General features: G+C 70.5%; 28 protein-coding genes. 9 read left to right on the top strand and 19 right to left on the bottom strand.

What is annotated here, in order from left to right:
- The first annotated feature begins 14 nt into the window (after nucleotides 1–14).
- Together ACGFU6_RS33050 and ACGFU6_RS33045 are read left to right on the top strand one after the other, a co-directional pair.
- Nucleotides 15–245, top strand: coding sequence for a hypothetical protein (locus ACGFU6_RS33050; RefSeq protein WP_390093307.1), 231 nt, complete (start codon nucleotides 15–17; stop codon nucleotides 243–245).
- Nucleotides 246–694: 449 nt separating this feature from the next.
- Complete coding sequence (locus ACGFU6_RS33045) at nucleotides 695–880, top strand: hypothetical protein (protein ID WP_393616263.1); 186 nt, start codon at nucleotides 695–697, stop codon at nucleotides 878–880.
- On the opposite strand, the gene ACGFU6_RS33040 is transcribed toward ACGFU6_RS33045, so the two are convergent.
- Nucleotides 853–1,515: an HNH endonuclease family protein gene (locus ACGFU6_RS33040; RefSeq protein ID WP_393616262.1), complete on the bottom strand. Its 663-nt coding sequence runs from the start codon at nucleotides 1,513–1,515 to the stop codon at nucleotides 853–855. The genes ACGFU6_RS33045 and ACGFU6_RS33040 overlap by 28 nt on opposite strands.
- 476 nt (nucleotides 1,516–1,991) lie before the next feature.
- Here ACGFU6_RS33040 and ACGFU6_RS33035 point away from each other — a divergent pair, with 476 nt between their 5' ends.
- The 5 genes from ACGFU6_RS33035 to ACGFU6_RS33015 all read left to right on the top strand — a co-directional run bounded on the left by ACGFU6_RS33035 (nucleotide 1,992) and on the right by ACGFU6_RS33015 (nucleotide 5,627).
- The gene (locus ACGFU6_RS33035; protein WP_393616261.1) at nucleotides 1,992–3,140 is read left to right on the top strand and encodes a ParA family protein; all 1,149 of its coding nucleotides are present in this window, start codon (nucleotides 1,992–1,994) and stop codon (nucleotides 3,138–3,140) included.
- Complete coding sequence (locus tag ACGFU6_RS33030) at nucleotides 3,137–4,237, top strand: ParB/RepB/Spo0J family partition protein (protein ID WP_393616260.1); 1,101 nt, start codon at nucleotides 3,137–3,139, stop codon at nucleotides 4,235–4,237. Before ACGFU6_RS33035 ends, ACGFU6_RS33030 begins: the two co-directional genes overlap by 4 nt.
- 239 nt (nucleotides 4,238–4,476) lie before the next feature.
- Nucleotides 4,477–5,031: a hypothetical protein gene (locus ACGFU6_RS33025; RefSeq protein WP_393616259.1), complete on the top strand. Its 555-nt coding sequence runs from the start codon at nucleotides 4,477–4,479 to the stop codon at nucleotides 5,029–5,031.
- A complete protein-coding gene (locus tag ACGFU6_RS33020) occupies nucleotides 5,031–5,315 on the top strand; it encodes a hypothetical protein (protein WP_393616258.1) in 285 nt (94 codons plus the stop codon). The genes ACGFU6_RS33025 and ACGFU6_RS33020 overlap by 1 nt, the downstream gene beginning before the upstream one ends.
- 165 nt (nucleotides 5,316–5,480) lie before the next feature.
- On the top strand, nucleotides 5,481–5,627 hold the full coding sequence (locus ACGFU6_RS33015) for a hypothetical protein (protein ID WP_393616257.1): 147 nt from the start codon (nucleotides 5,481–5,483) through the stop codon (nucleotides 5,625–5,627).
- Between the two features lie 702 nt (nucleotides 5,628–6,329).
- Here the strand turns inward: ACGFU6_RS33015 and ACGFU6_RS33010 are convergent.
- Nucleotides 6,330–6,665 carry a hypothetical protein gene (locus ACGFU6_RS33010; protein WP_393616256.1) on the bottom strand — a complete coding sequence of 112 codons (336 nt, stop codon included), beginning with the start codon at nucleotides 6,663–6,665 and terminating at the stop codon, nucleotides 6,330–6,332.
- A 128-nt stretch (nucleotides 6,666–6,793) separates the two neighbouring features.
- Between ACGFU6_RS33010 and ACGFU6_RS33005 the strand changes: the two genes are divergently transcribed.
- Entirely contained in the window at nucleotides 6,794–7,327 is a 534-nt protein-coding gene (locus ACGFU6_RS33005; protein ID WP_393616255.1) for a hypothetical protein, read from the top strand.
- Between the two features lie 93 nt (nucleotides 7,328–7,420).
- The gene (locus ACGFU6_RS33000; RefSeq protein WP_393616254.1) at nucleotides 7,421–7,624 is read left to right on the top strand and encodes a hypothetical protein; all 204 of its coding nucleotides are present in this window, start codon (nucleotides 7,421–7,423) and stop codon (nucleotides 7,622–7,624) included.
- 311 nt (nucleotides 7,625–7,935) lie between these two features.
- On the opposite strand, the gene ACGFU6_RS32995 is transcribed toward ACGFU6_RS33000, so the two are convergent.
- The 17 genes from ACGFU6_RS32995 to ACGFU6_RS32915 form a co-directional block, all read right to left on the bottom strand.
- A complete protein-coding gene (locus ACGFU6_RS32995; RefSeq protein ID WP_393616253.1) occupies nucleotides 7,936–8,424 on the bottom strand; it encodes a hypothetical protein in 489 nt (162 codons plus the stop codon).
- Between the two features lie 3 nt (nucleotides 8,425–8,427).
- Complete coding sequence (locus ACGFU6_RS32990) at nucleotides 8,428–9,276, bottom strand: histone-like nucleoid-structuring protein Lsr2 (protein WP_393616252.1); 849 nt, start codon at nucleotides 9,274–9,276, stop codon at nucleotides 8,428–8,430.
- 2 nt (nucleotides 9,277–9,278) lie between these two features.
- Nucleotides 9,279–9,839, bottom strand: a complete 561-nt coding sequence (locus ACGFU6_RS32985) for a WhiB family transcriptional regulator (protein ID WP_393616251.1) — start codon at nucleotides 9,837–9,839, stop codon at nucleotides 9,279–9,281.
- Nucleotides 9,836–10,300 (bottom strand): hypothetical protein, encoded by a 465-nt coding sequence (locus ACGFU6_RS32980; protein ID WP_393616250.1) that lies wholly within the window; start codon nucleotides 10,298–10,300, stop codon nucleotides 9,836–9,838. The genes ACGFU6_RS32985 and ACGFU6_RS32980 overlap by 4 nt, the downstream gene beginning before the upstream one ends.
- Nucleotides 10,297–10,977: a GGDEF domain-containing protein gene (locus ACGFU6_RS32975; RefSeq protein ID WP_393616249.1), complete on the bottom strand. Its 681-nt coding sequence runs from the start codon at nucleotides 10,975–10,977 to the stop codon at nucleotides 10,297–10,299. The genes ACGFU6_RS32980 and ACGFU6_RS32975 overlap by 4 nt, the downstream gene beginning before the upstream one ends.
- 88 nt (nucleotides 10,978–11,065) lie before the next feature.
- Nucleotides 11,066–11,458 carry a hypothetical protein gene (locus ACGFU6_RS32970; RefSeq protein ID WP_393616248.1) on the bottom strand — a complete coding sequence of 131 codons (393 nt, stop codon included), beginning with the start codon at nucleotides 11,456–11,458 and terminating at the stop codon, nucleotides 11,066–11,068.
- An 11-nt stretch (nucleotides 11,459–11,469) separates the two neighbouring features.
- Nucleotides 11,470–11,886, bottom strand: coding sequence for an NUDIX domain-containing protein (locus ACGFU6_RS32965; protein ID WP_393616247.1), 417 nt, complete (start codon nucleotides 11,884–11,886; stop codon nucleotides 11,470–11,472).
- 86 nt (nucleotides 11,887–11,972) lie between these two features.
- A complete protein-coding gene (locus ACGFU6_RS32960; protein ID WP_393616246.1) occupies nucleotides 11,973–12,764 on the bottom strand; it encodes a hypothetical protein in 792 nt (263 codons plus the stop codon).
- Between the two features lie 48 nt (nucleotides 12,765–12,812).
- Nucleotides 12,813–13,319 (bottom strand): AAA family ATPase, encoded by a 507-nt coding sequence (locus ACGFU6_RS32955; protein ID WP_393616245.1) that lies wholly within the window; start codon nucleotides 13,317–13,319, stop codon nucleotides 12,813–12,815.
- Nucleotides 13,320–13,402: 83 nt separating this feature from the next.
- Nucleotides 13,403–13,972, bottom strand: coding sequence for a hypothetical protein (locus ACGFU6_RS32950; protein ID WP_393616244.1), 570 nt, complete (start codon nucleotides 13,970–13,972; stop codon nucleotides 13,403–13,405).
- Nucleotides 13,973–14,069: 97 nt separating this feature from the next.
- The gene (locus ACGFU6_RS32945) at nucleotides 14,070–14,768 is read right to left on the bottom strand and encodes a hypothetical protein (RefSeq protein WP_393616243.1); all 699 of its coding nucleotides are present in this window, start codon (nucleotides 14,766–14,768) and stop codon (nucleotides 14,070–14,072) included.
- A gap of 96 nt (nucleotides 14,769–14,864) precedes the next feature.
- Nucleotides 14,865–15,245, bottom strand: a complete 381-nt coding sequence (locus ACGFU6_RS32940) for a hypothetical protein (RefSeq protein ID WP_393616242.1) — start codon at nucleotides 15,243–15,245, stop codon at nucleotides 14,865–14,867.
- Nucleotides 15,246–15,352: 107 nt separating this feature from the next.
- Entirely contained in the window at nucleotides 15,353–15,934 is a 582-nt protein-coding gene (locus ACGFU6_RS32935) for a hypothetical protein (protein WP_393616241.1), read from the bottom strand.
- A gap of 3 nt (nucleotides 15,935–15,937) precedes the next feature.
- Nucleotides 15,938–16,069 (bottom strand): hypothetical protein, encoded by a 132-nt coding sequence (locus tag ACGFU6_RS32930; protein ID WP_393616240.1) that lies wholly within the window; start codon nucleotides 16,067–16,069, stop codon nucleotides 15,938–15,940.
- Nucleotides 16,066–16,533 (bottom strand): Pycsar system effector family protein, encoded by a 468-nt coding sequence (locus ACGFU6_RS32925; RefSeq protein ID WP_393616239.1) that lies wholly within the window; start codon nucleotides 16,531–16,533, stop codon nucleotides 16,066–16,068. The genes ACGFU6_RS32930 and ACGFU6_RS32925 overlap by 4 nt, the downstream gene beginning before the upstream one ends.
- 87 nt (nucleotides 16,534–16,620) lie before the next feature.
- Complete coding sequence (locus ACGFU6_RS32920) at nucleotides 16,621–17,220, bottom strand: hypothetical protein (protein ID WP_393616238.1); 600 nt, start codon at nucleotides 17,218–17,220, stop codon at nucleotides 16,621–16,623.
- Nucleotides 17,217–17,462, bottom strand: coding sequence for a hypothetical protein (locus ACGFU6_RS32915; RefSeq protein ID WP_393616237.1), 246 nt, complete (start codon nucleotides 17,460–17,462; stop codon nucleotides 17,217–17,219). Before ACGFU6_RS32915 ends, ACGFU6_RS32920 begins: the two co-directional genes overlap by 4 nt.
- Nucleotides 17,463–17,479: the final 17 nt, after the last annotated feature.

Genomic DNA, 17,479 nt, shown 5'->3' with positions numbered 1-17,479 from the left:
AGGAGGGGAAAGCCGTGGCAGCGAACGAGACCGTGACCGAGGCGACCGAGTCGGATCACCTGAAGTCGTTGATCATCAGCACCGCCCAGGCACTGTGGGAGGACAAGGAGGCACTGGGCAAGTTCTTCGAGGTCGTCCGGCGCAGCGAGGGGTTCGCCGTCATGGCCGACACCCTGGAGCGGTCCGAGGTCCGGCCCGCGAAGCCCACGTTCTACGGCGTGAAGAGCAAGGAGTTCCAGGACTGACGCAGCGCCTGCCCGGCTCCTGACGAACCGGCGGCGCCATCGCGTACGAGTGGCCGGTTCCTCAAATCTGGGTAGCTGGCCCTCTGCGTCGCCGCTCGGGTGGCGGTGTGGTCATGGCAGGCGACGGGCCTGGCGGCGAAGTTCGACGCAGGCCGCGCGCCCGCCGCCGGGGGCGGACTCCCAGTAGGGGTGTGCGGCCAGGAGCACGGACAGCCGGTGCAGGCGGCGGCGCAGGGCGGTAGGAGACTCTGGGCGGGAGGCGGCGAGCGCCGTGTAGGTGTCCTGCCAGGAGCGCTGGAGCGTGAGTAAGTCGTCGGGGAAGGTGTGGCTGGACTAATTAGAGCAGGTGTTCGAATATTTGCGCACCTTCGCCGCGCTCGCGCCAGTCGAGCTACGCACTTGTCCACAGGAACACCCGTTCGCCAACGCTCCGCTTTACGGTGCGGATCATGACTACGGGGATGCACGAGTACGACCACGAGCGGCTGCCGCTGCTGACGCTGGAAGAGGCACACGACGTCATCGACGTCCTGGTGCAGTGCGGGAACGACGAAGCGGGACGGCTCGCCCGCGACCTCGCCGCACGCGTGCCGTCCCGCGAGGGAGATCAGCTCTCGGGGGCGAGCTCGTACTGAACTGCGGCATACCCGCATCCGTCGGCCAGTGCGGTCAGCGCGTCGACCTCGGAGCGGTCGGCGGTGAGGGCCCACCGCAGCTTGGTGCTCACCCAGTCCGCCACATAGGTACAGCGGGCTTCGGCGGCCGGCGGGAGCCACTCTGCCGGGTCCTGGTCGCTCTTGCTGCGATTGGTCTTCGCGGTCACGGCGACCAGCGAGCGGTCAGCCCCAAGATCATTGGCGTAGTCCTCGCGCCGGGCGGCACTCCACTGCGATGCCCCGCTGTCCCAGGCTTCGGCGAGCGGCACCATGTGGTCGATGTCGAGCTTCGCCGGGTCGGTGACCGTCTCGCCGTCGTAGTAGCTGAACCACGTACCGACGACCACCTTGCACGCGCCCTCGATGGCAGGCTCGGTACGGGATTCGGCGATCAGCACCTCGGACCTGGTGGTGCACCGGTCATGGTCCTCATCAATCCAGTGCTTGAACTTCGTGCGCTCGTAACCGGTCCGGTTCTCCGCGGCGAGCGGGAGGGCGGCGATGCCGTCCTGGAGGCGGATCTGCTCGGCCTGCGCGGGAGCGGCGGACAGGAGCGGCAGAACGGTGAGTGCGGCGGCTGCCAGGCCCCGCATGGTGGTGGTGGTGGTGATCATGCGCAGTTGATAGCGCGGCCACGGGGCTCAGATCAGCCAGTCTCCTCCCCCGTCACCCATCTGCCCGGGATGGTCGTACTGGAGAAACGATGCGGCGCACGTCAGCACCGCCCGGCCCGACGGGGGTGGCCGCTTCGACATCCCGAAGGCTGACGACTCCGTGCGGGGGTCTGCTACACCGCTCTCACAGGACGGACAGTTCTGGACGAGTACTTGGGGTTCAAGATCCTTGCCTCGCCCGAACCGCTGTACTCCTCGGCTGTCGCGCACCTGACCATTTCGGTCCTGACGACTCCTGCCGAGCTGACGCTGGTCGATCTCACGAGTAACCGGTGCACTCGCTATCTCGTGAGCGGCCGAGAGATGTGTTGATGCGCGCCGCGAAACGCCTTCACCCGTCCTAGACCCAGTACACAGGGTGCGACTCGCCGCACGGATGCGTCCAACCCACCATCGACCTAGTAATGTTGCGCCGCATGAGCATCCCAAGCCCCCGCGGGGAACGAGAGAAACTAATCACCTCTCTCACTCCTCAGCTGCGTAGGCACCTGAAGATCCGCGCCTTCGAGCACGGCATGGACATCCAGGACGCTGCCGAACACGCCATCAAGGCCTGGTACTCGGCCGCCAACCTCCCCGAAGCGAACACCGAGGGCGCCAAGACCTGGGGAACCTTCCTCCCCGTAGGAGAGCCGGACACCTTCAAGGCCACCTGCACAGATCGCGGCATCACCTACGTCCAGGGGCTCGCGCAGGCGCTGACTCTATGGCTCGACAACCACCCCTCCCCCACGACTCCGTTGACGAAGCAGCCGGTCGTACGGGTGATAACGGCAAACCAGAAGGGTGGCGTCGGCAAGACGTTCATCTCCTCCGGCATCGCCCAGGCACTGGCCGAGGCGGGACGACGGGTGCTGTTGGTCGACTACGACCCGCAGGGCCACCTCACCGCGGAGCTCGGCTTCGAGGACCTCATGTACGAGGACGACGTCGAGACCCTGATGATGCACATGGACGGCACCGCGCGGGGCGACATCCATGACCTCCTGGTCGCTCTGGACCACGCGCGCTTCGGGGAGCGGCTGCACCTGCTCCCCGCGTCCGACGACGCGTTCCTGCGCGATGTGGCCCTGTCGAAGGTGTCCTTCAGCGAGGCCGCGCTGGAGCGGGCCCTGGAGCCGCTGGAGGCGGATTACGACGTCATCCTGATCGACGGGCCTCCCAGTCTCGGCCTGAACATGGACACCGCGCTGTACTACGTGCGCCGACGGGAGGGCGAACTCGCCGACCGCTCGGGCGTCATCACCCCGGTGTGGGCGAACAAGGCGTCACATCGCGCGTTCCGGCTCCTCAAGAGCCAGATGGACGACTTGTGCCGCAAGGGCCGCATCACGATCGACTACCTGGGGCTCGTCATCAACGCGTATGACAGCCGCCGCGGCAAGTTGGTCAAGGAGAACCGTGATCAGTGGGAGTTGAGCTCCTCCCCCGTTGTGCTCGCGGTGATCGGCGACCTGAAGGAGGGGCGTGAGGCCGCGGATGGGGAGATCCCGCTGCTGGAGTACGCGCCCGACAGCGAACATGCGCAGGCGATGCGCGACTTGGCGAAGGAGCTGGCGGTATGAGGGAGCGGAACACCAAAACCACGCAGGAGCGTGTCACGCGGGGGTTCACGATGGACGAGGACGGCTCGTCCGCTCCCCCCCGCCGGGTCCGCACCCGCGAACAGATCGCCAGGGGCGAGGGCAAGCGGCCGCCGGCTTCGGTCGTCCTTGCGGAACTGGCCCATAACCCGTTCAACCCGCGTGAGGAGCTCACGGACGTCGACGAGACCGCGGCCTCGCTGACAGCCAAGGGCCAGATCCAGCCCGTCACCGTGGTGCGCCGTGAGGTCTTCCTTGAGGTGCACCCGGGGCAGGAGGAGGTTCTCGGCTCGGCACCGTACGTGGTCATCGACGGGAACCGCCGCCTGGCGGCCGCGCACAAGGCGGGCCTCACAGAATTGCGGATCGACGTCAACGACGGCCTGGCCGCGAGCGCGGCGGACATTCTCGAGTCGGCGCTGATCGCGAACATCCACCGCGTGGACGTAGCGCCGATAGATCAGGCGAAGGCGCTCCAGGAATTGGTGCAGGTCCACGGACAGCAGAAGGAAGTCGCGGCCCGCCTCGGCAAGACGGGCGCATGGGTGTCGCAGCGCCTGGCGCTGCTCAAGCTCCCCGCCGATCTCCAGGATCAGGTGGAGGACGGGACGCTGAAGGTGAAGGACGCGCGCCGCATCGGTGCGCTCCCTCCCGAGCAGCAGCACGGCGAGGCCGAGAAGGCGGTTAACCGGGTTAAGTCACCGCGGCGGGCGCGAGGCGCTGTTGGCCCGGAGTCGGTGAGTGGCCCGGCCGCGGTTCTGTCCGGGGTCGCCGTCGCCGATCCGTCGGTCCCTGCTCAGGCGTCGGCCTCGGGTTCTCCCGAGGCCCCGGTGTCGGCAGGAGTTAACCCGGTTAATCGGGCCGAGGGAGAGGGCACGACGGTGAGGGCCGACCCGCTGTCGAGCTTCTCCCTCTACGTCGAGAAGGCCGAGGCGTTCGCCGCCGAGATGCGCGGGATCGCCGCCGCGTACCGCCAGGCGTCGGATGCCAACCAGCAGAAGGCAGACGCCTTGGTCGAGGTGCTCCGTGAGCGGCTGGACCGGGTGACGCGCCACCTGCCCTCCGCAGTAGACGAGTAGGACTCGCGGCATCTCAACGTAGGGGCCGTGCACCGGACTTATCGTTCGGTGCACGGCCCCATTCCTCTGCCCGTCAAGTCCGCTTCCTGTGGTCGCTCTTGCCCAGCCGTCGGCCGTTGTGGGTGAGCGCGGAACCCGTAACGGGCGCTTCTGCAGCACGTGCCACATTGGTGCGAAGCCCGAGGAAGGGGAGTGCGGTGTCGCGATTCGCGCGCAGTCGGTCTCTCACCAAGAGACGTGTGAAGCCGTACCGGCCGACGCCGGAGATCGTCGCGGAGCAGCGTGCGTTGATCGGCGCGAACTTCACCCGGTGTGAACGGAGCGCGTTCACCATGTGCGCCGACCCGCGGGTGGACACCGAGTGTGTGGTCGAGGACGCGTTCGCGTGGATCTGCGCGGACTGGATGCGGCCGGCTCCTGATCGCGCCGCGTACCTGGACGCGCTGGTCCGTGAGTACGCGTCCCAGGCGTTGAAGGCCGTGCCCGGCTCGTGGGCGCCGCGGTACTGGCAGCAGACGCAGTACGCGAAGCTCTTCGCGGGCGTGGCCGACGCGGAGGTCATGAAGGGGCTGCGGGTCATCGATGGGATGGCTGCCCGGGCGCCGCAGGCGTGGCGGATCTTCCAGGCGCGTCGGGTCTTCGGCTATCCGATCAGCTTGACGGCCGAGCGGATGGAAATCTCTGTCAACACCATCGGTCCGAGCACCACGAGCACGGAGCAGCGCATCAGCAAGGTCACCGACAAGGCGGCGGTGCTCCGGTTTCTGGCGACGCAAATGGATGGGGGGTTCTGATGAACAAGCGGCATGGTGGAAGGGCAGTTGATGATCTGTATGGGCGGATCAGGGCGAAGTCCGATGCGCACCTGGACCGGCAACACGAGCAGGACGCGGAGACGAGCGTGGTCCTCACGCGGACCGCCCTCACCACGTTGGTGGTGAGCATCTCGATCGGGATTTCCGTGCTGCTTGAGGGGCCGGGCATCGGCGCGCTCAGTCAGGTGATCTTGCTGAGCGTTTCCGTCGCGCCCGGGATCGTGTCGTTGATCCTGCGCGTCCGGAACTTCTTCAGGAACTAAGAACACGGGCCGCCCCACCCACCGACCGTCTCTCAAAACACCCGATGAGGGGCCGGCCCACGGTACGTCCGGAAGGGACACACCATGTGCAATCGTTGCACACACCGCCAAGTGCCGTCAGTACGACAGCACGGAACCGATGACGCTCCCGCAGGTCGTTCGCCGGTGCCTGCGTTCGAGCCGCCCAAGCGCCGGCTGCCGGACGCAGCTTCGCCGACAGGCGCGACGCTCTACGCCGTCGCCGGGATCGCCGTTTGGGAAAGTTTGGTCTTCGTCACGCACCACGTGCACATCGTGGTGACGCTCGTGTAGAGCCTTCCCGCCCCTGGGGGGTGCGCCGCGAGATCGCGGGGGCGCCCCCTCACCCATGTCGGCACGGCCTACGAGTTAACCGGGTTAACTGGCGGGTGCAGCGCGTCTTGGCGTGCGCCAAGGCACCGAATCGTCAGCGCGAGCGAACTGGCACTTAACCCGGTTAAGTGCCTGCACAACGAAAAAGGGCGGCCCCACCCGACGTGATCGGGTGGGGCCGCCCTTCGGTCAGGGTGCCTTGGTGGCGAGGGTGTCGTCGATGAGGATCTCGGGGGCGGGGTTGGCGGTGGAGCGGGACGTGGTGGCCTTGTCGATGGCAGGGGCGGGTGCGTCGTAGACGCGGCCGGAGAGGGCTTCCTGGTCGGGAAGGCCGGATCCATCCAGCCGGGGTGGGCGTCCCGGTCCAGCTGGTTGAGGTACGCGACGAGCTGGGCACCGGTGAGGGTGACCTGGACCATGCCGCGCTGGCCGCGCTCACCGTCCGCGGGTGTGACGGTGACCTTCTTCAGGCCGTCGGGGCGGGTGTCCGTCCAGATGTCCTTGTTGCAGACGATGGACAAGGAGCCGATGCCGGCGGCCTTCTTCATGCGGCTGTCGTGGTGGGCCGGGGACTGGGTGGTCGCGCCGCACGCCGTGAGCGTCAGCACGATGGCCAGGGCGGTGGTGGCGAGGGCGGCGGTGCGGCGGATCTGCTGCACGGAGTCATGCCTCCAGGGTGAGATCGGGGTTGATGGTGCGCCCGGCGAGGGCGTTGGTGAGGAGCCGGTACGGGTCGGTCCAGGCACCGTGGATGAGGCTCCGGGCGCAGGGGAGCGTGCCGGTGAGGGCGGCTTCGGTGTCGGGGTGGATGAGGACCAGGGCGACGGGGTCGGCGTCGGCCGGCTGCCCGGGGAGGGGCCGCCCGCGCTCGCCGATCCGTACGGCGGCGTCCCCGCGGCCGGTCCACGGGGCCGGGCGCTGGCGGGCGGCGAGCATGGCGGTGAACTCCGCGACGGCCTTCCGGTCGCCGGGGGCATCGGTCCGTTGCCGTGGCCGCATCTGCGGAAGCGGGCCGTCATGAACGCATCCCCCGGCGGCGCAGCCACGTCCGCCGCTGAACGACCAGGTGCCAGCCGCCAGCGAAATCCAGTATTCGCAGACCACGTGCGCGTGGAACCCTGTTCCTCATGAGCGAGACGACCCCCTATGACGATGACCGAGCTGCCTACTCCCGCCAAGGGCTGGCCCGTCTTGTGCTCTCCGATCACGCCAAGGAAGTGGCTGAAGGCGCCGCCGGGCTCGTGGGGACCCGGCACGACACAGACACCGGAATCGCAGGGCGGGTCAGCCAAGCCCAGCAACTCATCGAACTGGCTGAGCAGACCCTGACCTCCGCGGTCACCTACGAAGTTGAGCGCGGCAGCTCCTGGGAACAGATCGCGACCTACCTCGGAACCACCGCGGCCGAAGCCCAGGAGCGATACACCCTTGCTCTCCAGAAGTGGATCAACGCTTTTGAGGAGCCCTACTGCCTGGACGAAGCGGGCCGCAAGCGCATACCGCAGCTTCCCACTGCGGCATACGACCCCACTTGGGCGAGCGACCAGCTCGACACCTGGGCCTTCATCCACCACCTCGGGATCAACGACAGACAAGCCGTCAGCGCTGGCCTTGTCATGGCCCGCCCCGCAGACGAGCACCTTGCGCCTGAGGAGGGCTGAACAATGGCACTCACTGGACTCGATCCCGAAAGAGCAGCACGGCTTACGGCTCTGACCACCGGACTCCGGCCTCTGCTGACAACGGGCACGGAGATGACATCCATCCAGGAGGTGCTGAGCGCCCGTGGAATCAGCGTGATGGACTCCATCCTCGTCACTCGCGAACTGCTGGGTGCCGGACCCGAGGCCCTTGGACAGGCAAAGACGCTGGTCCTGACCAGCCCAGCACGGCAGGTCGAGCGAAAGCAGCACCAGAGGCTGGTCGAGGACCTTGTCGATGCCCTCGAACAGACCTAACCATCGTCCCGTGGCCATCGCGGCCCACTGCTCGTCACCATTCCGCAGGTTCCGATAGCCCGCATTACCGATATCTCGCACGTCCTCGGGGGTGTGGTTGAGGTGGGCGGGTGGTTAGGCCGACCACGGACCCGGTGTCCGGGTGGATCTCCTCGTGGACGGCGGGGCAGCGGCCGTCGGGGTGCGTCAGGCCGCAGTGGCCCGTGCACTCGCAGCGGCCGCCCGCTCGTACGAACCGGATCCGGGCGCTGGTCTGGGGCCAGTCGCGTGGGTACCGGTGGAGGTTCTCGGGACGGATGGGCGCGGCCGGGTCACTCGCCGCCGGTGGCCTGACGCTGCTCGAAGGCTTCGAGCAGTTCGCCCAGCTCGTTCGGCTCGGGTGCGGTGCCGACCCACGTGCCCCGCTCGGTGAACACCTCCACGCCGGTGGTGTCGGCGTCGAACCAGCAGACGTACGGCCCGTACCGCTCGATGACCGCCGTGGCGACGGCGGCCGGGTCGGACAGCAGGGGCGCGGTCTCCAGGACGGCGAGGGTGCTGACGACCATCCACATCGGCTCGTTCGGCGTGCGGGGCAGCCGGAGGTAGCCGGTGACGCGGAGCTTGTCGCCGGGCTCCAGGTCGTGGATGACCGCGTGCGCCAGCATCGGGTCGGCGACCGAGCACGGCAGGATCAGCTCGTCCGTACGCTCGTCCGTCGGGCTGACCGTGAGGCGGAACCGCGCCGTCGACCCCTGCAGGTCGCCGGGCACGGTCTCGTCGTCCAGGAAGCCGTCCAGGGCTATCGCGGCATCAGCCATGGGTCAGCCGGCCTTCCGGACCGGCGCCTGGTGGGCTGCGTCGTACGCCTCCAGCACGACCTTGCGCATCATGCCCGCGTCGGCGACCTGGTGGCCGTTGGCCCGCGCCCACGTCCTGATGGCGGCGAGCTCCTCGCGGGTGCGGCCACTGCCCAGACCCGCACGGATCGGGGAGGGCACGGTCGCGGCCGCCGTCGTGCGGGTGCCGGCCTTCACGGTGCGCAGCTGCTCCTGCGCCTTCTCCAGTTCGGCCTTGGCGCGGGCGACCTTCGCTTCGGCCTCGCGCTGCGCGGCCTCGCTGTCGCAACGCTCGGACAGCTCGCAGAGGTCGGCGGTGATGCGGGTGGCGCGGCTGCGGACCGAGGCGGCCGGGTGCGCGGCCGCCCAGGCGAGCAGCTCCTGCACCTCGGTGGAGACAGCGACGGCCAGGGGAATGACCGGGACGTCGATGGCCGGGGCGCCGACGGCCGTGCGGGGCAGTCCGAGGACCTGGTCGGCGATGAGGTCGCTGAGCTCGCTCTCGCTCAGGCCGGTGGCCTCGCGGATGGCCTGCTGGCTGTCGCCGTTGTTGTGCATGGAGATCGCCATGGCCTCGTGCGCGGACAGGGCCGGGGCGGCGGGGGTGGTGTTCGTCATGGTGGGTGCGTCTCCGGATTCCGGGAGGAGGGGGAGCAGGGCGGTGAGGGTGTCGGGGTCGGTGGGCAGCCCGAGGACGTCCAGGAGCAGCGCCATGTCGTCCTTGTCGCGGGAGGCGCGGGCGGTGACCCGGGCCGCGGCGGCGAGCTGCTGCGCCGGGGACGGTTTCAGGGGCAGCGACTCGGCTTCGAGCGCTTCGGTCCAGTCGGTGAACATGGCTACGCCGCCTTGCCGCTGGCGACCAGCTCCAGCACGTGCCGGTTGGACGCCGCCTGCCGCGCGGTGATGGGTTCCTTCCAGCGGTTGTACGGCGCGGGCCGGGTGGGGATGTCCTCCAGCTCCAGGCGGGCGAGGGTCAGTTCGCGGACGGTCGGCGGCACGACGCGCGCCGCGCGCTGCCGCTGCCTGCGGAGCCGGTCCTGTTCGGCCACCACGCCGACCCAGTCCTCACCGAGCCGCGCCACGAGCTCCTTGCGCAGCTGCGTGCGGTCGCGCTTGGTGGTCGCCGCCCACACCCCCGTCTTGGTCAGTCCGGGGCTGGCCAGCGCCCACTTCAGGCAACCCTGGACGATCGGGCAGCCGGAGCAGGCGTGCTTGGCCTGGGCGAGTGCCTTCTCGCGGGCGCGGGGTTCCTGGTCAGTGTTGCGGATGTCCTCGAGCTGGAACAGGGCCGGGCTCGTACGGCAGCGCAGGACCTGGTCGGTCTCGGGGAAGGGGATGCGGTCGTCGGCGAGGACGATGGCCGGCGGGCTGGGGACGCCGGTGCGGTTGCCGTTCATGAGGTTCCCTCCGGTGCGCGCAGGTCAGGGAGCTGGAGGCGGACCTGGTCCACGAGGTCCTGCGTCGGACGCCACGACCCGAGCTGGCCGTTCAGCCAGGGGATCGGCAACGCGAGCTCGTGAACGTCGGTCAGGACGAGGTGGAACGCGTCGGGCTGCGCCCACTTCGAGCACGGGGCGGTGCCGGCGGCGTCCTGGTGGCAGTCGGCGAGGCGGGCGACGCCGATGACGGCCCGGGTGTGCAGGGCGCGGCCGCGGATCGCGGTGGCGACCAGCGGGTCGCGCAGCGGGGCCCGCTCGGTGGCCGCTCCGGCGTGCAGGAGCACCAGGCCGCGCCAGGACCAGGCGGCGGGGCGGTTCTCCACGTCCTTCCCGGCGAGGATGCACGTCGTCCAGGGCTGGCGGATCGTGATGCCCCGGATCCAGGCGCCCGGGTCGGTGGGGAGGGCGAGGTCGCTCATGCCGCCCGCCCCAGGGAGTAGGTGCCCGGCCGTCCGGCGCGGCGGCCGTTGATGGACGGCACCGTGGCGTGCTGCGGTCCGGCGAGGACGGCGCGGCCGGTGTGCTTGCCCGCGTACATCGCGGCATCGGCGGCCCTCTGGAGCAGGCCCAGATCCGTCGTGCCGAGGACGTCGGGGGAGGCGGCGCCGACCGACGCGGCGACGTCGACCAGGGTGCCGTCGTCGACCTGGACGGGCTGCGCAAGCAGCTGCGTGAGCTGAGCGAGACGGAGCTCGCGGCGGGCGGGCCCGATCCGGACCGCGACCGCGAACTCGTCGCCTCCGAGCCGGCCGACCGCCCCGCGGCTGCCCGCCCAGGTGGTGAGCCGCGCGGCGGTGGCGGCCAGGACGCGGTCGCCGGCGGCGTGCCCGCCGGGGCCGTCGTTGATCTGCTTGAAGTGGTCCAGGTCCACTAGGACGATCAGGGCGGCATCGCCGTACCGGTCGGTGATCTGCCGGGCCTTGGCCGTGTAGCCGTCGCGTCCGAGCAGCCCGGTGAGCGGGTCGCGGCGAGCTGCGAACAGCTTCCGGTGCAGGGTGACCGCGTGCACGGTCCAGCCGGTCAGCGGCACGGCAAGTGTGGTGATGAAGAGAGCGCGTTGCCCGATCGGGGCCTGTACGCGCACGGTGGAGGCCATACTGGTTCCTCCCTCTCGTCTAGTACGGGATGGGTGGCCCGGGGCAGGCGACGGTTTCGACGCCTAGTGCGCCTGCTCCGGGGCGTAGCTACAGCTCGTAGTGCTCCTTGCTGCTCCAGCTGAACGGGTTGGACCAGCGGCCGGCCTTCGCCGCCGCCCAGTCCAGCTCCCAGCCGTCGCGGACCCCGCGCGCTCCCCAGCCCCCGTCCTGCTGCCCGGGAACATCGAGCCCGGCCTGCCGCGCGGCGAACGCCGCGTCGTAGACCCGGTGAGCGCGGTCCAGGGCCTCGGAGACCGAGGACGCCTTGCCGGTGAAGACGTGCACACCGTGCCGCGCCTGGTCGCCGGTGTGTATCGGGACGTCAACCTCGTAGAACTCCAGGTGCATGACGCCCTCTCCTTCCTGTCGCTGGTCGTGGCGGAACACCGCGACCGCCCCGGCCGGTGAGGACAGGGCGGCACGGAGGAACGCCGCGCTCACGCGGGACGGGGTCAGCGGTTCGCGGCCGCCGCCACAATCTCGGCGTGGTCGAACGCGAGGTCGGGAAGCGCGTCCAGCGGCCACCAGCGGGCGGCGGTGGCGTCGTCCCCGGCCGTCGGTTCGACCAGCGCGGGCAGGGTGGCCGTGTAGGCGACGCTGACGTACCGGCCGCGCGGGTCACGGGCGGGGGCGTCGTACGCGCCCACCTGCTGGAGGTCGGCGACCGGGACAGTGATGCCGGCCTCTTCCTCCAGCTCGCGCGCGGAGGCGTCCAGGCTGCTCTCCCCGGTGTTCACATGACCGCCGGGCAGGGCCCACTGGTTCTTGAACGGCTCCCAGCCCCGCTCGATCAGCAGGATGTGGCCTGCGGCGAACAGGACGACGTCGGCGGTGTAGCGGATCGTCTCGTCGGTGGTGTCGGTGATCACTTCAGGTGTCTCCTGGTCTCGAAGAGGATGAAGGGCGCCCGCCCCGGCCGCTGGCCGGGGGTGGCGCGGAGAACGTCGGCGGGTGGTCAGGCCGGGACGGGGGCCGGGGTGTCGAGTCCGGCCCCGAGTAGCAGACCGCGGATCGACTGCTCGTACTCGCCGGAGCGGATCCGGTCGAACATGAGCTGACCGGCGACCAGGCAGCGGGCCCGCAGCTGAATCAGGGCAACGGCGTGCGGGGCGGCGCCGGCGGCGGTCGCGGCCTGCGCGGCGGCGTCCCCGGATAGCTGGTTGGCCACCTGGAGGGCGGCCTCGCGCCGGGAGTACTCTGCCCGGCAGCTCGCCCCGCCGGTCAGCGCGCGGGTTTCGTGCACCCGCGCCTCCCACACCTTGTACGTGCGATGCGTGCCCTCGGGGTCTGCGGCCCACTGGTCGGCCCACTGCCGGACGAGGTCGGGCAGCTGTGCGAGGACGGCCAAGACCTCCTTGCCGCGGTGCCCGAAAGCGTGCCACGGCTCGGCCTCCTCGATCACCCGCAGCTGGTGGCAGAGCACCCAGTACGAGTACCCGTGCCAGGTGCCGGTCTCTCCGAGCGGCTCGACGACCCACAGCCGCGCCGGCCACGCCACGCGCTCCAAGAGCTCGCCGGGGCGGGTGTAGGTCCGGAAGTAGCTGAAGGCGGTCTCGTCGTACCAGGGCTTGCCCGGAGTGGGGTGGTCGACGACCTGGCCGATGTGGTCGGCGAGGTTGACGGTCGGGATGGGGTCGCCCGTCCTGAGCGGGTACGCGTACCCAGGGGCGTTGCCGATGCTGGGCGGGACGGTGCCGTCGGGCCGGGTCGCCATGTAGTGGACGACGGGCCGGGTGGTGCGTGCCATGGAGTTCCTCCAGGTCGGGTCAGGAACGTGCAGGTGATGGGCAGTCGTTCAGCGGCGCGTGCTGTGGCGCAGGGTGCCGGACGTGGCGAGGAGTTCGGAGATCAGGTGCACTGCGGCGAAGCCCTCGTGGTGGAGCTGGTCGGCATCGGGCAGCAGCTGGTGGTGCTCGCGCACGACGTGCAGCGGGACCACGCGGTCGCGACCCGCGTTCTGCGCCTCCACCGTCGCCAGCGGGACGTCGAACAGGACGGCGACGGCGGGCCGCTGCCAGTACCGGGTACGGGCAAGCAGCCCGGCTCTGACGTGGGCGAACACGTTGGTGGAGTCCACCAGCACGTTCAGCCCCCGGGAGAGGCGGGCGTCCAGGAGCAGGCCCTGGATCTCGGCGGCGACCGGCGTGGCCGACTGGTCGGCCTCCGAGTCGGTGGCGAGGAGGCGGTAGGTGTCCAGGCACACCCGCCAGCTGTCCGGGTAGCGGGTGGCGAAGGTGGACTTGCCGCAGCCCGGGGGCCCGATCAGGGCGGACAGGGAACCGGCGGGGAGGTTCAGCAGCATGGACTCTCCTTGCTTGGTGGGGGCTGGCGGGGCACCGCACCGTCCCGGCCGGGGTGGCCGGGGCGGCACGGTGGCGCGTCAGATCACAGGCGCCGGGCGAGCTCCGCAGTGACGCGTTCGGCTTCGGCTCCGTCGGCGAGGATCTGCGCCTTGAGCTTGTTGGCCTGCCGCTTGCTGAGCGGGTTGACGTTCATCTCGTAGCGGACCCATGCGATGCGGTTCTCGCGGGCGCCGCAGCGAATGAGCTGGTCGACCTCGACGAAGCCGCGCAGCAGGCTCAGCTTCAGCTGCTTGGGATCGCGCATCTTCGGGGCGTTCAGCAACATCCACAGCGCGCCCTTGGGAGCGATCACGGTCGCGGTGCGGAACTCCTTGGGCTTGCCGACGATGGCCTGCTTGACGCCCACGGACTTCCAGACGTTCTCCGGGATGCCCGCCGCTTCGCCCTGCGCCTCGTTGGCGAGCCCGAGCAGCAGGTGGGGCTTTGTCAGGATGATCGTGACCGCACCCAGCGGGCGGCGGCCGAAGTGGTCGTGGACCAGGTTGCGGACGGTCGGCGCGTAGGAGGCGACGCGCTGTTCGGCGGTGCGGGGGACGAACGCGCCGTAGCGCAGGACGCTGAGCTGGGAGGGCCTGTTCTTGGTCGTAGGCATGGTCGGTGCGGTCCTCTCGGTGGGGGATCACGTGGTGGGCTGATTGGCCACCGCACCGCCCCGGCCGCGCAGGGGCCGGGACGGAACGGGTAGCCCGTCAGGCTTCGAGGGCCTTGAGGTGGTCATCGAGCTCGGTGATCAGGACCTTGTGTTCGCTGTCCTCGGTGTCGACGGTCGCCGGGACGGCGGGGAGGCCGGCAGCGCGGGCGGCGAGCTGGTGGCGGATCTCCTCCATGCCGGTGATGGCCACCGGCTGCTCGCCGTCGCCGGTCAGCAGCGTGAAGCGGGGCTCGCGGTGGCCGTACTTGCTCCTCTCCGTGCGGTGGTGGAGCACCACGCCCGGAGCGAGGTAGAAGGAAGCCTCACCGTCCTCGTAGCCGCGCCACCGGTCCTCGCTCCGCAGGAAGTTGTCGCCGTCGTCGATCCGGAGGGAGGCGCTGGCGGCGCGGTGCGCGGCGTCTTCCTCGGTCGCGGTGACGACCTGGGCGAGGGCCTCGTCCAGCGTGGCGGCCGGGGCGGGGCCCGACCGGCGGGTGGAGGGCAGCGGGCTGCGGGTGCGCATCAGCCGGCGCAGCGGGACGAGGGCGAGTTCGGCGAGGCCGTCGATGGCGACGGCGCCGACGACGGCGACCGCTCCGGCGAAGGCGATGCGGGTTCCGTCCGACCAGTCGGCGGGGGCGAGCTGGTAGCCGAGGTAGGCACCGGCCGCACCGCCGATCAGCGCGGTGGCCATGCTCGCGCCTTCGATCATCGAGCTGGCGACGGTGGTGGCCGTCTGGCGCAGGGTTGCGGTCATGATGATGGGGCTCCTTCTTCTGTCAGTGCGCTCTGGGAGGGGAAGGGGTACTGCTCCGGGGCGGCCGGGTTCGATGCCTGCGGCCGCCCCGGGCGCTCAACTGACCGCGTGGAGCGCGGCGGTGGTGCGGACGGTGTCCGCGAGGAGCACGGTCAACTCGTGGCCGTGGTCGACGGCGTCCTCCAGGCGCTCGATGAGCTCCGTGGGCAGGCCGCGGTTGCGGGCCCCGGTCAGGACGCCCTCCAGGTAGAGGACGTCGGCGAAGATGCGGCCGCGGACGTCCAGGACGCCGGGACGAACGGCAAGGACGTCGGTGTTCTTGGCGGTCGCCAGGGCTGCGTGGTCGGCGGCCCCGGTGTACGCGGTCTCGGCCTGCTCGGTCAGCAGGCCGTCGATCTCGGTGATGTCGCCGTAGGCACGGCGCCACCCGAAGCGGGCGGCGGCGGCCTCCATGAGGGAACGGCGGGCAAGGGGCACGGTGACCTCCAGGGGAGGGCCGGTCGTCCGGTCTCGGCTGACCGGGCGGACACCGCCCGGCCCCGGCCGCCGACGTACGGCGGGCGGGGACGCGCGGAGAGCGCCGGTCAGCTCTTCAGGTAGCGGCGTGCGTAGTAGAAGACGCTGTCGCTGTACTGGCTGCGCTCGATGCGCAAGACCTCCGGCTCGTCAGCGGCCAGCTGCTGGAGCACGCCCACGATCCAGTCGTTGGTGCGCTGGATGGTGAGGCGGATCAGGTCCAGGTCGGACACCCACAGCTGCGTGTCCTCGCCCCGGCGGCGGGCGCTGCGCACCCAGGCGTGTAGCCGCTCGCGGACGGTGTCGTCGTCCGGTCGGGCGGGGAGGTCGCGGGGCAGCGCCCGGCAGGTCGTGGCGTGCTCGTTGGCCACCGTCGCGGCGTCGGCGAGGCCGTAGCGCGTGTTGTAGGTGCGGTTCTCGTCCTTCGCCGTGGCGTAGTGGCAGCCGAGGCAGGCGACCGAGTAGTAGGTGCCGGACGGGCCGTCGTCGGTGGTGTAGACGAGGACGACCGCGTGCGCCTGGTTGTAGTACCGCTGGGCGATGGTGACGCCCTCGGGCTTCCAGGTCTCGCCGATCTCGGGCCACGGCTCGCGGTCAACGGTCGGCGGTTCGACGGGCTCGGGGCGGCGAGCGAACAGGGTGAGTGCCATGGGTTACTGCTCCTTCTGGTCGGCCTGGGCGTGGATGCGGGCGACGGTGCGGCGGGCGGCGGCGATCACGAACGGGATGGCGAGCGCGCCGGCGATGCTGGCGTAGCTGATGACGAAGCTGGCGGCGGTCCTCACACCAGCACTCCGATCGCCGCAGTGGTCAGCAGGGCGAGCGCGGCGAGGATGACGTCGACCGCGAGGGCCAGGCGCTGAAACTTGCGGGCCGCGAGGGTCGACAGCGCCTTGATGCGGGCGAGGCGGTGGTCCTGCTCCATCGCCACCTCGAGTTCGTTCTCCCCCAGGCGCGCCCACTGCGGGAAGGTGCCCGGCGCGGCCGTGCCGACCGTGAGGCAGGGCCGGACGACCAGGAGGAGTAAGACCGCCGCGGCGGCGAGGGCGAGGACGGCCAGGCCGCCGACGACCTTCGTGAACACGGGCAGGTCCTTGTCGGCGATGCTGGCCAGACCGGCGAGGACCGCACCGGTGAAGGCGAGCAGCAGGCTGGCCTTACTGTCGGTACGGGCGATCTCACCGGTGACGGCGGCGCAGGCCGCGTCCCGGTTCCGGTCGCCGGTGTTGGTGAGAGGGGCGGTGGTCACGTGCGACTCCCATCCGGGCCGGGCTGTCCGGCTCCCCGTCACCACCCGGCCCGCGAGGCGGGGCGGGTGGATCAGGCAGCCGTCAGATCAGCGAGCCGGGTGGTTGTGGTTGTGCAGGTGGATCAGCGGGCGAAGAGACAGGCCGCGCAGGGCGAGGAAGCTGCCGATCGTCCAGGCCAGCACCGCGAGCGCGGCGGCGACGGGGCGGCCGGCGGCGGGGGAGGCGTCCCAGACCATGAACACCGAGCAGGCCCCGTGTGCGGTCCAGGTCAGCCGGGCGCCGACTGCGCCGGTGAACCAGGACAGGGCCAGGGAGATGATGCCGACGCCCTGCCAGATGACGAACGCGCTGCTGGCTGTCAGCGGCAGGCCGACCGTGTGCGCACTCAGGTAGGCGTGGACGGGGTCGGCGACGGTGGCGGTCCACTGCGTGAACCACGCCCAGTCCTGGTGGTGGTACCAGTCGATGCACTTTGGGATGCCCCACTTGAGGACGAGGACCAGGGCGACCAGGCCGACGACGCCGAAGGCGGCGATGGCGCCGGGCGGGATGTCGGCGGCGGCGTTGATCGGCTGGGGCCGGGGCGGGGCTGGCCGTCGGGGCGGCGGGACGCGCTGGCTGTCGGGGATGGTGTCCAGCGGCGGAACGGCGGGTTCGGGCTCGCGGGACTTGTCGGGCTCACTCACCGGTGGTTCTCCTTCGAGGTGGTCGACGGCGTCGCGGACGGGGCGGTGCTGTGGGCGGGGCGGTCGGGGCCGTGCTGGTCGTGATCGGCGGCTCCGCTGCTTGCTCCGCACAGCTGCCAGCCGAGGAAGATCCCGACGATCAGCAGGACCTGGTGGCGGTGGGCTTTCCACCAGGTGGGCGGGGCGGGTTCGTCAGGACGCCGATCACGGCGGGCGGCCTCTTCGCCATCACAGGTGGGCACTCCCAGGCACAGGGGAC

The sequence above is a fragment of the Streptomyces sp. NPDC048462 genome (assembly GCF_043200175.1).
Lineage (GTDB): Bacteria > Actinomycetota > Actinomycetes > Streptomycetales > Streptomycetaceae > Streptomyces.
The sequence above is the reverse complement of the archived record's forward strand: the minus strand, read 5'-3'. Positions and strand labels throughout refer to the sequence as shown.

Bases quoted from the DNA above. Each gene is read 5' to 3' on its own strand.
- ACGFU6_RS33045 (WP_393616263.1), top strand. From the start codon at position 695: ATGACTACGGGGATGCACGAGTACGACCACGAGCGGCTGCCGCTGCTG.
- ACGFU6_RS33040 (WP_393616262.1), bottom strand. From the start codon at position 1,515: ATGATCACCACCACCACCACCATGCGGGGCCTGGCAGCCGCCGCACTC.
- ACGFU6_RS33035 (WP_393616261.1), top strand. From the start codon at position 1,992: ATGAGCATCCCAAGCCCCCGCGGGGAACGAGAGAAACTAATCACCTCT.
- ACGFU6_RS33030 (WP_393616260.1), top strand. From the start codon at position 3,137: ATGAGGGAGCGGAACACCAAAACCACGCAGGAGCGTGTCACGCGGGGG.
- ACGFU6_RS33020 (WP_393616258.1), top strand. From the start codon at position 5,031: ATGAACAAGCGGCATGGTGGAAGGGCAGTTGATGATCTGTATGGGCGG.
- ACGFU6_RS33010 (WP_393616256.1), bottom strand. From the start codon at position 6,665: ATGCGGCCACGGCAACGGACCGATGCCCCCGGCGACCGGAAGGCCGTC.
- ACGFU6_RS33005 (WP_393616255.1), top strand. From the start codon at position 6,794: ATGAGCGAGACGACCCCCTATGACGATGACCGAGCTGCCTACTCCCGC.
- ACGFU6_RS33000 (WP_393616254.1), top strand. From the start codon at position 7,421: ATGACATCCATCCAGGAGGTGCTGAGCGCCCGTGGAATCAGCGTGATG.
- ACGFU6_RS32995 (WP_393616253.1), bottom strand. From the start codon at position 8,424: ATGGCTGATGCCGCGATAGCCCTGGACGGCTTCCTGGACGACGAGACC.
- ACGFU6_RS32990 (WP_393616252.1), bottom strand. From the start codon at position 9,276: ATGTTCACCGACTGGACCGAAGCGCTCGAAGCCGAGTCGCTGCCCCTG.
- ACGFU6_RS32985 (WP_393616251.1), bottom strand. From the start codon at position 9,839: ATGAACGGCAACCGCACCGGCGTCCCCAGCCCGCCGGCCATCGTCCTC.
- ACGFU6_RS32980 (WP_393616250.1), bottom strand. From the start codon at position 10,300: ATGAGCGACCTCGCCCTCCCCACCGACCCGGGCGCCTGGATCCGGGGC.
- ACGFU6_RS32975 (WP_393616249.1), bottom strand. From the start codon at position 10,977: ATGGCCTCCACCGTGCGCGTACAGGCCCCGATCGGGCAACGCGCTCTC.
- ACGFU6_RS32960 (WP_393616246.1), bottom strand. From the start codon at position 12,764: ATGGCACGCACCACCCGGCCCGTCGTCCACTACATGGCGACCCGGCCC.
- ACGFU6_RS32955 (WP_393616245.1), bottom strand. From the start codon at position 13,319: ATGCTGCTGAACCTCCCCGCCGGTTCCCTGTCCGCCCTGATCGGGCCC.
- ACGFU6_RS32950 (WP_393616244.1), bottom strand. From the start codon at position 13,972: ATGCCTACGACCAAGAACAGGCCCTCCCAGCTCAGCGTCCTGCGCTAC.
- ACGFU6_RS32945 (WP_393616243.1), bottom strand. From the start codon at position 14,768: ATGACCGCAACCCTGCGCCAGACGGCCACCACCGTCGCCAGCTCGATG.
- ACGFU6_RS32935 (WP_393616241.1), bottom strand. From the start codon at position 15,934: ATGGCACTCACCCTGTTCGCTCGCCGCCCCGAGCCCGTCGAACCGCCG.